Source organism: Acidovorax sp. LjRoot194, assembly GCF_964253015.1.
Lineage (GTDB): Bacteria > Pseudomonadota > Gammaproteobacteria > Burkholderiales > Burkholderiaceae_C > Acidovorax.
This window is the reverse complement of record NZ_CAXUQB020000001.1, coordinates 1,522,648-1,535,493: the sequence shown is the minus strand read 5'-3', so window position 1 is coordinate 1,535,493 and position 12,846 is coordinate 1,522,648. Positions and strand designations below refer to the sequence as shown.

The following is a 12,846-nucleotide window of genomic DNA, read 5'->3' as shown; positions in this document are numbered from 1 at the left end:
TACATGCCTACTTGGACAGATCGACCGCGTACTTCGACGTGCCCTTGCCCGAGCCATCGTCCGCCGCCAGCAGCGACACGTTGGTCAAACCCGCTGCCTGCGCCACGGCCAGCGCATTGGCGCCCGAGCTGAACACCACCGGCCCCGCCACGGTGGCCTTGGCAAAGCGCCAGCTCTTGGCCGCACCGTTGGCACTGCGCGTCACCGCCGGGTTCTTGCGGATGTAGTCGATCACAACGTCCCGGTTGGCATCGGGCGACGCCCAGATGGTGCCCGAGCCGTCGAGCTTGTCGATGAAGCTCTTGCCGCTGGTGGCGCGGTAGTTGTTGGTGGCGATCACGAACTCCTGCGCCACGTCGATGGGCTTGCCCAGGTAGGTCAGGTTCTTGATGCGGCTGCCCACGGGCTGGGTCACGTCGATCTGGTACTGCACGTCGGCCGTGGTGAACATGTCGAAGTTGTAGCCCGGGAAGGTGCTGATGAGCTGCTGCTCGCCGGTCTTGGCAGGGTCGATCTGGTTGAAGCGCTTGGCAGCGGCCTCCAGCCAGTTCTTGATGTCCCCGCCGTTGACCTTTACCGCGTACACCGTGTTGGGGTACAGGTACAGGTCGGCCGCGTTGTTGATGGCCAGCGGGCCCACGGCCACGTCGGTGTAGTCGGCGCCGCCCTGGAAGCCGCTCTTGAACGGCGCGCTCACCGACAGCACCGGCAGCTGCGCATACTGCGGCAGGCTGGCCTTGATGTAGGCGGCCACATAGGCCTGCTGCGCCTGGTTCACGATCTGGATCGCGCCGGGGTCGCCCACGTCGGCGAACAGCGTGCTCATGCGGAAGTCGGTCTGGCCGATGGGCGTCTTCACGTACTGGATGGCGGCCTGGTGCTGGGTCTCGACGAGCGGGGCCACGCTGGCGTCCGCATCCACGGTCACTGTGGCGCCCGCGGCGTTCTTGTTCTGGATGTTGCGCAACTCGGACTTGCTGGCCGTCTTGTTGACGACCCACTTGGCCCCGTCCCACTGCAGCGCCAGCTGCACCACGCCCAGGGCCTTGCCCCACGAGCTGGCCATCACGGCGGGCACGCCGTTGACGGTGCCGGCCTTGTGGTCCACGCCGGCCATGGTGAAGCTGGGGGTGGCGGCGGTGTCGGGGAACACGCCGTGCTGGTGGCCCATCACCATCGCGTCGATGCCGGCCACCTTGGAGAGGTACAGGCCCGGGTTCTCCATGGTGGGCGAATACGCCGCGCTGTCCATGCCGCCGTGCAGCAGCGCAATCACGATGTCGGCACCCTTGGCGCGCAGCTCGGGCACATACTTGTTGGCGGCCTCCACCGCGCCTTCGGTGGTGACCTTGCCTTCGAGGTAGCGCTTGTCCCAGTTCATGATGCCGGGCGTGGTGAAGCCGATCACGCCCACCTTGATGGGCAGCTTCACCTCCTTGCCGTCCGCGCCCTTGGCCACCAGCGTGCGTTCGAGCACGGTGTAGGGCTGCACCAGCGGCTTCTTCGTCTTGCTGCTGGTCACGTTGGCCAGCACCATCGGAAAGCCCGCACCCGCGCACTTCTTGGCGGCGTCCACGCCGTCCACCTCCAGCCCGCCGCCCAGCACCTGGTTCAGGAACGGCAGGCCGTAGTTGAACTCGTGGTTGCCCAGCGTGCCGGCATCAAAGCCCAGCGCGCCCATGGCCTTGTACATGGACAGCTGCTGCGTGCAGGGAATGGGGTTGATGGTGGCTTCGTAGTCGGCCAGCGCCGTGCCCTGGATGGTGTCGCCGTTGTCCACCAGCAGCGTGTTGGCAAACTCCTTGCGCGCCGCACGCACCAGCGTGGCGGTGCGCTCGAAGCCGTAGCTCTTGTCCTCGGCCAGCTTGAAGTAGTCGTAGCTGCGCACGTTGAAATGCAGGTCGGTGGTCTCCAGCACGGCCAGCGTGGCGGTGGCGCCAGCGTTGTTGTTGACGCTGCCGCCATCACTACCGCCACATGCGGACAGCGATGCGGCCAGCGCCAGCACGCTCAGCGTGGCGGTGCGGCGCCCGCCATGGAAGGACGAAAGGGAAAGAAGTCGGCTGCGATTGCGTTCAGACATGAACAAGGCCCTTGTTGGAACAAGGGTCCGAGTGTCTGGCCGGGGTTTGACAGCGGTGTGACGTGGTGCAAAAGCCCACGCCTGCACGCCTCCTCATCAGGCGATGCGGTGCACGTCGCCGTTGTGCGGCGAAGCGCTTTCGTGGAACAGGTCCTCCAGGAACTGCGCCAGCTCGTGCTCTTCCACAAAGTCGGGAATAACGAAACCCGAGGGAGTCCGCTTGCCATCGGACCCCACGCGATAGCCCGCCACAACGCGCCTTCGCGCCGCACCTCGACGATGCGGCCGAAGACGTTGAAACGGGGGTGGGTCAGCGCTGCCATAGGAAGCTCTCCTTCAGGCGGATGCGTGCGGATCTGCGGTCGTGGCGATCAGATCCACCTCGACCGTCGCGTTCTTGGGCAACTGCAGCACGCCCACCGACGTGCGCGTGTGGGCGCCCGCGTCTCCCAGCACGGCGAACAAAAGGTCCGACGCCCCATCGGCCACCTCGCTTTGCTGCGTGAACGTAGGCGCCGACTGCACGTACACGGTGATCCGCAGGATGGCCTGCACTGCATCGAGTGAGCCGAGTGCACGCTGCAGCAGAGCCAGCGATCGCATCACGCACACCTTGGCGGCCTTTTGTGCATCGGCCAGGGACGCAGCCGCACCGGCCGCACCCGTGACCACCACGGTGTCGCCCACGCGCGGGATCTGCCCGCTCAGGTAGATGTGGTGCCCGTCGCGCACCAGCGGTACGTAGTTGCCGCCGATCTTGATCTCGCCATCGAAGCTGTAGCCCAGGGCCTGGGCTTGTTCCTGAAAACGCGCATCACGGGACATAAGAAATCTCGGCATTGAAGAGGGCCACCACTATGCCATTGAGCGCGTCATTGAGCGCGCAGGCAGCCATTGGCTCGGCCCACGCCAGTGCACCCGCGGAACTGGCTCGGCCAGACCACCGGATGCGTCCCCCTGGGGCGGGAAGGCGGCGAAGACGAAACAAGGGGGGGAGGGGTTCAAAGATACCGCGCGAACGGGTCCACCAGCGACGCCAGCGTCACGCCGGCGGGCTGCCCGGCATTCTCGGGGCGCCAGGCTGGCTCCGGCCCTGCGGCCACCGGCATGACCTTGATCGGCTGCATTTTGCGGCCATAGAGGCGCTGCACGCGCTCATGCAGCGTGGGGTGCGAGTCGAGCCAGCGCTCCATGCGGCCACCGCCGCCCAGGTCCACCAGGAGCATGTGCTGTACCGAGGGGTGGTTCAGTCCCTTGTGGCTGTGCTCTTCATAGCCGCGCGGCAGGTCGCGGCGCTGGGCCATGACCTTGCGCAGCACACCGCCCAGGCCGTCGCGGCTGCGCGTCCATTGCACGGCGCGGGCGTCGGCCAGGTACTCGCGCTGGCGCGACACCGCGGCCTTGAGCATGCGTCCGGTCAACCAGCCTGCAAGGCCGGCCAGCATGATGGCCGAGCCGAACCACCACGACAGGCCCCGGCGCTCGCGCAGCGTGTCGCCGAAGTTGTAGACCAGCTCCAGCCCGAACACCATGCCCGCCAGCTGCATCTTCAGACGGGTGTCGCCTTCGTGCAGGTGCGAGAGCTCGTGGGCGACCATGCCCTGCATCTCCTCGCGGTTCAGGTAGTCGAGCGCGCCCTGCGTCACGGCGATCACGGCATCGCTCTGGTCCCAGCCGGCGGCAAAGGCATTGATCGCGTCGGTGCGCGGCATCACCATGATCTCGGGCCGGGGCATGTGGGCCGCGATGCACAGCTCGTCCACGATGTTGGAAAGCCGCTGCTCGGCATGCGAGAGGGAAGGCCGCAGCTCGCGCGCGCCCACCCGCCGGGCCAGCTTGACGCCGCCCGCGCGCAGGTTCGAGGTTTCCACCCACCAGCCGCCCAGCACCAACATCAGCGACACGCCCACGTTGGCCGCCAGAAAGCCCTGCGGAAACGGCAACCGCCCCGGCAGCACCGCGGCCATCAATACCCAGGCCAGCGCCAGGGCCGCGTGCACCGCGACGACCAGCACGGCCACAGCGAGTGCAAAGCCCAGCAGCAGGCGCCGCGTCTCGCTGCGCGCGCTGTCCTGATGGTCCCAGAACTTCATGGCACCCTCTCCAGTTGGTGAGATATCCACTGCGGGCAGAACTGGCCGCAGCCCTGCCGGCGCATGCGTGGATGCGGACGGGCCGTGCCGCCACGTGCGCCCCGCGGAGGGAACAGCGCCGCCAGCGGCCCAGAGGCCCAGAGGCCCATCGATATGGCTTACGAGAACCGCACCTGCGGCGCGGTGCGCTCTTCTTCGCTGCGTGTGGATTCGAGCATCGGCACGGTGGGAAAGCCCAGCAGGCGCGCCACGACCAGGTCAGGAAACTGCGCTGCCGCGTCGTTGAATTCCAGCGCCTGGTCGTTGTACGCCTGGCGCGCAAAGCCCAGGCGGTTTTCGGTGCTGGTCAGCTCTTCGGACAGCGACTGCATGGTGGCGTCGGCCTTGAGTTCGGGATACGCCTCGGCCACCACCATCAGGCGGCCCAGGCTGCTGCCCAGCACGCCCTCGGCGGCAGCCAGCGCGCCCATGGCGTTGGCGCTGCCAGGCTCTGCCCGTACAGCGGCGGCAGCGCCCTGGGCCTGACCGCGCGCCTGGATGACGGCTTCGAGCGTGGCAGCCTCGTGGCTGAGGTAGCCCTTGGCGACTTCGACCAGGTTGGGCACCAGGTCGTGGCGGCGCTTGAGCTGCACGTCGATCTGGCCGAACGCGTTGGCGATGCGGTTGCGCAGCTGCACCAGCCGGTTGTACACAGTGACGGCCCACACCGCCAGCACGGCGACCAGGCCCAGAACGATCCAAGCAGTAGCTGACATGTCCCACCCTCCTTGTTGTGAATTGAATGAATGGATGCTGGGCGCATCTTAGTAGCGCGCCTTTCCCAAAGGGGCCATACATTTCAGCGGGTAGGGATTTAAGCGTTAAAAAAGCCTGTAGCGCTTACCTATAAAGCGCTAGCAGCTATTAAAAACATAGCACTCAACGCTATGGGTACACACCCGGCCCATCCACAGGCTGCGAGGGAAACGGCCCAGCCGCTCAGGGGGTGCCCTTATTCCTCATCCAGTCCGCTGTGCCCATAAAGCTTTCCTTCAAGCGGCCGCGCAGGGCATCGGGCACGCCCGTCTCGCCCATGGCCTGGTCCATGCACGCCACCCACTGGTCGCGCTCCTTGATGCCGATGGAAAACGGCATGTGCCGCATGCGCAGACGCGGGTGGCCGAAGCGGCTTTGGTAGTGGTCGGGCCCACCCAGCCAGCCGCACAAGAACCAGAAGAGCTTTTGCCGCGCCTGCACCAGCTCGCTGCCGTGGGCCGCACGCAACTCGGCATACGCGGGCTCCAGGTCCATCAGGTCGTAGAAGCGCTCGGTGAGCGCCAGCACGCGCGCTTCGCCGCCGATCCATTCGAACGGTGTGACAGCAGCCGCCGCAGCCTCCTGGCCGGGCTCGGTGTCTGCGGGGGTGTCTTTGGAAACGTCTGAATTCATATCAAAAATGTCGCTGCCGCTTGACCATCAAGCGGCAGCAGCTATCGAATATATAGCAACCAGGCGTAAAACAGCACTGGCGGTGTCCCGCACGGGGCACACGCCAGCCGCTCACTCCGCCGCGCGGCGCAGCGTGTCCACCACAGGCCGCAGCAGCACCTCGCGCAGGCCCCACCAGCCCGCTGCCAAAGCCAGCACAGCGCCAGCCACCGCACCCGCCAGCGGCACCCAGGGCGACGCGGTCCAGGCGAAGTCGAACACGAAGCGCGCCAGCGCCCAACCCACGCCCACGGCCACACTGCTGGCCAAAAAGCCCGCCAGCAGCCCCACGCCCACCAGCTCGGCGCGCTGCACCTGCCGCAGCAAGCTGGCGCGCGCCCCCACGGCGCGCATGATGGCGTATTCGCGCGCACGCTCTTCGCGCGTGGCGGTGACGGCTGCGAACAGCACCACCAGGCCAGCGGCCAGCGTGAAGGCGAACAAGAACTCCACCGCACGGATCACCTGGTCCAGCACGCGCTGCACCTGGGTGATGGTGGCCGCCATGTCCACGTTGGTGATGTTGGGGAATTGGCGCACCAGCGCGTTGTCGAACCCCTGCACCTCGGGCGCGCGGTAGGCGGCAAGGTACGTGACGGGCACGTCCTTCACGCTGGCCACCGGGTACATCACGAAGAAGTTGGCGCGCATCGAGCCCCAGTCCACCTTGCGCAGGCTGGTGATGCGGGCCTCGTTCAGCACGCCGCCCATGTCGAACTGCAGGCGGTCGCCCATCTTCAGGCCCAAAGTTTCGGCAATGCCTTCTTCGACACTGATGGCGCCCTCTTCGCCCGCTGTCCACTGGCCCGCCACCACCTGATTGTGGGGCGGCGCCTCGGTGGCGTTGGAGAGGTTGAATTCGCGGTCCACCAGGCGCTTGGCGCGGTCGTCGGTGTAGTCGGCCGGGCCCACGGCTTTGCCGTTCACCGCCACCAATCGGCCCCGGATCATGGGGTACCAGTCGTACTTGGCGACGTTGTTGTCCTTGAGCGTCTGCTGAAAGGCATCGGCCTGGTCGGGCATGACGTTGATCACAAAACGGTTGGGCGCATCCGGCGGCGTGGCCTTGCGCCAGCTGTCCACCAGGTCGGTGCGCAGCAGCACCAGCAGCACCAGGGCCAGCAGGCCCACGGCCAGGCTGCTGACCTGCACCACGGCGTAGGCAGGCCGTGCCGATATCTGGCGCGTGGCCAGTACCAGCCAACGCGGGGCGGTGGCCTCATTCACGCTCCGCCGCAGCAGCTTGACCGCCACCCAGGCCAGGCCCGCGAACAAGAGCACCGCGCCCGCAAACCCGCCCACGGCAATCAGGCCCAGCTTAATGTCGCTGCTCACCGTCAGCAGCAGCGCGGCAAAGCCTGCGATGCCGATCCCCAGCACCGCCATGGATGCCGGCTTGAGTCCGCCCACATCGCGCCGGATCACCCGCAGCGGCGGCACCTGGGCCAGTTGCAGCACGGGCGGCAAGCCGAAGGCGAACAGCAGCGTGAGCCCCATGCCCAGGCCGAAGGCCACGGGCCACAGGCTGGGCGCGGGCAAGGCGGACTCCACCAGCCCCGCCAGCAGCAGCACGAAGGCGTGGTGCACCGCATACCCCAGCAGCACGCCCAGGGCGCTGGCAAACAGGCCGACCAGCGCGAACTCGGTGGTGTACGCGCCCGCGATGGTGCGCTGGCTCTGCCCCAGCACGCGCAGCATGGCCGATGCGTCCAGGTGCTCTGCCGCGAAGCCGCGCGCGGCCAGGGCTACGGCCACGGCCGACAACAGCGCGGCCAGCAGGGCCACCAGGCTCAGGAATTTCTGGGCGCGGTCCAGCGTCTGGCGCATTTCGGGGCGGCCGCTCTCCAGCGATTCGACGCGCACGCCGTGCACCTCGGGCTTTTTGAGCTCTGCGACAGACCAGTCGTTGAAAGCCTTGACCGCTGGCGCCGGGCCGGTGACGGCAAAGCGGTAGGTCAGGCGGCTGGCGGGCTGCACCAGGCCGGTGGTGGCCAGGTCGCCTTCGTTGACCATCACGCGCGGCGCAAAGCTCATGAAGCCGGCACCCCGGTCGGGCTCGATGACGATGATGCGGGCGATGCGTAGTTGCGTATCGCCCAGCAGCAGAAAGTCGCCCATGGCCAGGTTCAGCGATTCGAGCAAGGGGGCGTCCACCCACACCTCGCCTTTGGCCGGGATGTCCCGCGTGGGCTGGTCGATGGCGCCGGGGGCGTCGGCCACCCGCAGGCTGCCGCGCAGCGGGTAGCCCGGCTGCACGCTCTTCAAGGCCACGAGCTTGCTGGCGCCGCCCTGGGCGTCGCTGGCACGGCCCATGGTGGGAAAGCCGAGCGTGGTGACCGACTGGAGGCCCAGCGCCTTGGCCTGGTCCACAAAGGCCTGGGGCGTGGGGTTGTCGCTGGCCACGACCGCGTCGCCGCCCAGCAGTTGCAGGGCGTCACGCTGCAGGCCGCCCTGCAATCGGTCGGCAAAGAAGCCCACCGAGGTGAGCGCGGCCACCGCCAGGGTGACGGCAACGATCAACAGGCGCAGCTCGCCCGCGCGCAGGTCACGGGCCAGGGTGCGCCAGCCCAGGCGCAGAAAAGACAGGTTCATGGCGCGGACCTTAGCGCAAAGCGAACGGGCCGTCAGCCCGTGGGGTGTTTTGGGGCGGTGGCGGGCGTTGCGCGGGCAGCGGGCCCGCCCCTCGCGGTCAGGGCCGCGCCGTGGCGGTTGCCTCGCTGCCTTCGCCTGCGCCTAGCCGCTGCTCCAGCGCCTTGAGCACAGGTTCGATTTGCGCCCCCACCCGGATCTGCGGGTTGGAGAAGCCGTCGGCCTTGCCGGCCTCGACCTCGCGCTGCTGGATCAGTGGCACGGCCTTGGCGAATGCGTCGGTGAACGAATGGGTCTGGCGCAGCTGCTCGTTGAACACCGCGCGGCCGAAGAACGTGAGCTCGGACAGCCGGCCGCAGCCGTACGAGGTGTGCGTGGCATCGGCCGCGGTCATGATCAGCGTGCCGTCGGTGGCCAGCGGGTCGATCCAGCCGCCCGAAAAGCAGGCCGACACGGCGATCACGCGGTGGCGGATGCCGGCGTCGTCCAGCGCGGCGCGCAGCATCTCGGGCGTGACGGGCGGCACCTCCAGAGGCCAGTGCGACGCGGCTAGCTCGTGGTTGCGCGCGCCGTGGGATGTCATGTAGACCATGAGCACGTCGTTGTCGCGGTCCATGCGGTCGGCCAGCGCCTCGATGGCACGCTGCAGGTTCTGCGGCGTGGCCCACAGGTGGGTGCCTGCGGTTTCCGCATGGTTGAGCAGGTGCAGCACGCGGCCGTCGGCGTCGAAGCGCTCCTTCAGCAGTGTGCTGACCATGGTGCTCTCGCGGCGGAAGACTTCCTCGCTGGCATAGGGGGCGAACACCAGGCCGTAGACATCCACCACGCCCGGGCGCTCGGGCGCCAGCGCCTGTACCTGCTGCGGCCACAGTGCCTGCTGGGCTTCGAAGACCGTTTGCGACAGGTGCAGGCGTGCCGGCTCCGGAGCAGGCTCCTGGGCCGCGGCGACGGCTTCGGTGTCCAGCTCCCAGGGCCGGTCGGGAAACTGCCACGTGGCCAGGGCCGCCAGGCCCACCAACCCGGCGGCAAAGACCGCCGTGCGCAGGCGCGAGCGGATGAAACGCGCACTGACCACGACCACCGCCGCCAGCAGCCACACGAACAGCGGGATGTACAGCGCCCACATCACCCATCCGGCGATCTGCCCCTGCCAGGTCTGCGGCCTTTGCGCCGCCCAGCCCAACAGCCCGTACGTGAGCAGCGTGGGAACCATGGGCGCCCAGGTGGAGAGTGCGAACCACGCCGCCAGCCCGCCCGAAGGCTCGGGGCTGGCGGCCCCTGGTGCCGCGGCCTGTTGCCGCAGCGCCGGGGCCATGGCCCACCACGCAAACCACAGCAGCGCCAGCGTCGTCCAGTACGGAATCAGCCAGCCGCGCAGGTTGAACTGCGCGGGGCCCACGATCTCCAGGCGCGCGACGGCCGCCAGCAGCGCACCGCTGGCGAGCGCCAGCACCACCAGTTGCCAGGGCGTGGGCGCCGCCGCGCCGGTACGGGGCGCCAGGAAAAATCCGGCGCGCAAGCCTTCGCGGACCCAGTCCCAGAGCGACAGTCGGGCAGCGCCCGCAGGCCCGCCATTTGTGTTGCCAACAAGCGCCCCCGGCGCGGTGGGCGCGCCGGCCAGCGGCACTTCGATCTCTCCGGGCACAGGGCCCCATTGGCTGGGCAGGGTGTTGTCCCAGGTGCCATGGATGTGACGGTCTTTCATGCGCGCATCATGCCATCTGCGCATGACGTGCCTGCACGGCGGGCGACCCCTCGACGGTGGCCGCTGCGTGCTCTTGGGGGCTCCCGGTGGCCGCCGCAGCCGCAGCCGTTGCCGTCGCGGTGGCCCGGCATCCGACCGCTATCGCCGTGTCTGCGGCGCAGCCGCTGCCCCAGGCAGCACCGCGGGTGCCTGCGCCAGCTCCGGCTGCAGCACCAGCCGGTCCGCCCCGCTGTAGCAGACGAAGCGCCGGTTGGTCGCCCGTCCGATGGCGCACAGGCCCAGTTGCTGCGCCACCGCATGGCCCATCTGCGTCATGCCGCTGCGCGACACCACGATGGGCACACCCATCTGGGCCGACTTGATGACCATCTCGCTGGTAAGACGCCCGGTGGTGTAGAAGACCTTGTCGGCGCCCGACATGGGCTCGGGCGCGGGCCCTCCTCCCACTGTGGCTGCATCCGTCGGCCGCGGCGGCGGCGACTGCGCATTCATCCACATCCAGCCCGCAATCGTGTCGATGGCGTTGTGGCGCCCCACGTCTTCCACGAAAGTGAGCAGTTCCTCGCCCTGGAACAGCGCGCAGCCGTGCACGGAACCCGCAGACTTGTACGTGGACTCCTTCAGGCGGATCGCGTTGACGATGCCGTACAGCTGGGCTTGGGTGAGGCGCGCCTCGGGCAGCACGATGCGGTCCACCTCGTCCATCAAGCCACCGAACACGCTGCCCTGCCCGCAGCCGGTGGTCACCACCTTGCTGGCCGTGCGCTCTTCGATGCGCTCGATGCCGTGGCGGGTGCGCACGGCGGCGGCGTGCACGTCCCAGTCGACGGTGATGGACTCGATGTCGAACACCGACTCGACGAGGCGCTGGTTGCGCAGGTAACCGAGCACCAGCAGCTCGGGGTGCGCGCCCAGGGTCATCAGCGTGACCAGCTCGCGCCTGTCCACATACACGGTGAGCGGGCGCTCCGCGGGGATGGAGACCTGCTCGCGCTCGCCCAGTTCGTTGACCACATCGACACTGTGGGTGAGCGGGGCCGTGGCCTGCGTCAGGCGCGGCAGGGGGGGCAAGGGCGGGGCGGTGGAATCCGTTGCGGTGCGGGAGGTCATGGAGGGACTATACGCAGGCGTGCTGGATGCAGACGTCTGCTCAGCCTGGCCCTGCGCCGGGCGGGGCCAAGGGCGAAGAGACTGCTCCGTGGGGCGCTCGGACGGGTACGGTATCGGCGGGGCGGTATGCAGTACGGGCACGCACCCCGCGCACCCCGCCGGTGGCGGTCAGGGCTTGGGTGCCGATGCCGCGGCGGCGGGCGTGGCCGTGTTGGGCGGGCTGCTGGCCGTGCCCGGTGGCGAATGCGCACCTGCGGCCTCCAGGGGCTTGGCCTCTGGCGGCGTGTAGGCGAACGGGCCGGGGTCAGCGCACGAGGCGCCGGTGGCCACCGCAGGCTTGGCATCCGGCGTGGTCTTGCGGTAGTGGGCCGCCACCTTGTCCTGCGACAGGCACAGCTTGTAGTTGTCGACCTTGCCGGCCCAGGCGGCCTTGGCAGCGGCTTCTGCAGCCTTGGCGGCGGCCTCGGGCGAGGGCGGAGGCAGCTTGGCCACGGCCAGGCTGCCCGCACCAGCGGCACAGATAGTCAGCGCCAAGGTACGGAAGGGGTGTGGAGTCTTCATGGTGGGGTGTGCCTCACATGTCATGCCTGGGCGGGCTTGCCGGCGGCGGCGGCCGCCTCGGCCGGTCCGTCCACGGCGCTGCGCTGCCGCGGGATCTTGCCGGCCTCGATGTCGTCGTACCAGAGCTCGTGGTGCTCCCTGGCCCAGGTGTCGTCCACATAGCCGGTCTTCATGGCCTTGTAGGCGCCCTGCATGCCGATGGTGCCCATGTAGATGTGGCCCATGAACATCATCATCATCACCACCGTGGCCACGGCATGCACCATGTGCGCGATCTGCATGGTGCCGCGCTCGTAGATGAGCCCGGGGATCAGCTTGTCCAGCACCAGGCCCGAGGCCACCACGATCACGCCCAGGCCCAGCACGCCGGCCCAGAACACGATCTTCTCGCCCGCGTTGAAGCGGTGCGAAGGCACCTCTTGCCCCGACAGCATGCCGCCGCCCTTGGCGATCCAGGTGATGTCCTCGCGGCGCGGCAGGTTGTCCTTGAGGAACGTGAAGAATACGATGACCAGCGACACCGCGAACAGCGGGCCGGCGAAGTTGTGGATGTTCTTGAGTGCATACGCCAGCCAGCCAAACAGCGTGGCACCCATGATGGGCAGCAGGAAGAACTTGCCGAACGCCATCACGATGCCCGACACCGCCAGGGCGACGAAGGCAATCGCGTTGGCCCAGTGTGCCGAGCGCTCGAACGGGGTGAAGCGCTCGATCTTGCGGCCGGTCTCGGCGCCGTGCAGCTTGATCGCGCCCTTGCCCCAGTAGAACAGCGCAATCGCACCGGCTACGATGAGCAGCAGCGAGCCGCCGTACGGGATGATCCACTGGTTGCGCACCTGCCGCCAGGCCTCGCCGGCGTTGGTCACGCGCGAGCCGGGGTACTGCACGAAGGGCTGGATCAGGTTGCCGGCCTCGGGCGCCTGGCTCTTGGGCAGGCTGCTGGTGCCCGTTACGCCCTGCCCCACCTGCCGCCACATGGGCGCGTTGTTGCCGGGCTGCACCTTGGCGCGTTCGCCGTTGGTCTGCTCCAGGTATTTGGGGTCGGCGCTCGCGTCCGGCTTGACCTCGAAGATGTTCTGGCTCTGGATGCCGCCCGCGGCCGGGGCCACGGTGGCAGGCGCAGGCGCTACTGCTGCCGCAGGCGCAGAGGCTGCATCGCCAGCGGCCGGGGCCTGCGCCAGTGCGGGGCCGCAGGCCACCCCGACCACCAACGCCAATGACCACAGGATGTGTTGCAT

10 protein-coding genes and 1 pseudogene are annotated in these 12,846 nt (G+C 68.4%); all 11 read right to left on the bottom strand.

Translation table 11 applies throughout. The annotated features are described in order from the left end of the window. Nucleotides 1–7: 7 nt before the first annotated feature. The gene (locus ACSQ3N_RS07070) at nucleotides 8–2,083 is read right to left on the bottom strand and encodes a bifunctional 2',3'-cyclic-nucleotide 2'-phosphodiesterase/3'-nucleotidase (protein ID WP_056162549.1); all 2,076 of its coding nucleotides are present in this window, start codon (nucleotides 2,081–2,083) and stop codon (nucleotides 8–10) included. A gap of 96 nt (nucleotides 2,084–2,179) precedes the next feature. Beyond that, nucleotides 2,180–2,397 (bottom strand): annotated as a pseudogene (locus ACSQ3N_RS07065) (DUF7661 family protein). A gap of 22 nt (nucleotides 2,398–2,419) precedes the next feature. Continuing rightward, nucleotides 2,420–2,908: a RidA family protein gene (locus ACSQ3N_RS07060; protein WP_056161710.1), complete on the bottom strand. Its 489-nt coding sequence runs from the start codon at nucleotides 2,906–2,908 to the stop codon at nucleotides 2,420–2,422. Between the two features lie 176 nt (nucleotides 2,909–3,084). Continuing rightward, nucleotides 3,085–4,176: a M48 family metalloprotease gene (locus tag ACSQ3N_RS07055; RefSeq protein WP_436145941.1), complete on the bottom strand. Its 1,092-nt coding sequence runs from the start codon at nucleotides 4,174–4,176 to the stop codon at nucleotides 3,085–3,087. Nucleotides 4,177–4,334: 158 nt separating this feature from the next. After that, nucleotides 4,335–4,931: a LemA family protein gene (locus ACSQ3N_RS07050; protein ID WP_056418174.1), complete on the bottom strand. Its 597-nt coding sequence runs from the start codon at nucleotides 4,929–4,931 to the stop codon at nucleotides 4,335–4,337. A 223-nt stretch (nucleotides 4,932–5,154) separates the two neighbouring features. Then, nucleotides 5,155–5,604, bottom strand: a complete 450-nt coding sequence (locus ACSQ3N_RS07045; RefSeq protein WP_436145940.1) for a group II truncated hemoglobin — start codon at nucleotides 5,602–5,604, stop codon at nucleotides 5,155–5,157. 111 nt (nucleotides 5,605–5,715) lie between these two features. Then, the gene (locus tag ACSQ3N_RS07040; RefSeq protein WP_436145939.1) at nucleotides 5,716–8,235 is read right to left on the bottom strand and encodes an ABC transporter permease; all 2,520 of its coding nucleotides are present in this window, start codon (nucleotides 8,233–8,235) and stop codon (nucleotides 5,716–5,718) included. Nucleotides 8,236–8,332: 97 nt separating this feature from the next. After that, nucleotides 8,333–9,937, bottom strand: coding sequence for a C13 family peptidase (locus tag ACSQ3N_RS07035; RefSeq protein ID WP_436145938.1), 1,605 nt, complete (start codon nucleotides 9,935–9,937; stop codon nucleotides 8,333–8,335). A gap of 138 nt (nucleotides 9,938–10,075) precedes the next feature. Then, nucleotides 10,076–11,047 carry a formate dehydrogenase accessory sulfurtransferase FdhD gene (locus ACSQ3N_RS07030; RefSeq protein WP_436145937.1) on the bottom strand — a complete coding sequence of 324 codons (972 nt, stop codon included), beginning with the start codon at nucleotides 11,045–11,047 and terminating at the stop codon, nucleotides 10,076–10,078. Nucleotides 11,048–11,215: 168 nt separating this feature from the next. Further along, nucleotides 11,216–11,608 carry a hypothetical protein gene (locus tag ACSQ3N_RS07025; RefSeq protein ID WP_436145936.1) on the bottom strand — a complete coding sequence of 131 codons (393 nt, stop codon included), beginning with the start codon at nucleotides 11,606–11,608 and terminating at the stop codon, nucleotides 11,216–11,218. Between the two features lie 20 nt (nucleotides 11,609–11,628). Beyond that, nucleotides 11,629–12,846 (bottom strand): formate dehydrogenase subunit gamma, encoded by a 1,218-nt coding sequence (locus ACSQ3N_RS07020; RefSeq protein WP_436145935.1) that lies wholly within the window; start codon nucleotides 12,844–12,846, stop codon nucleotides 11,629–11,631.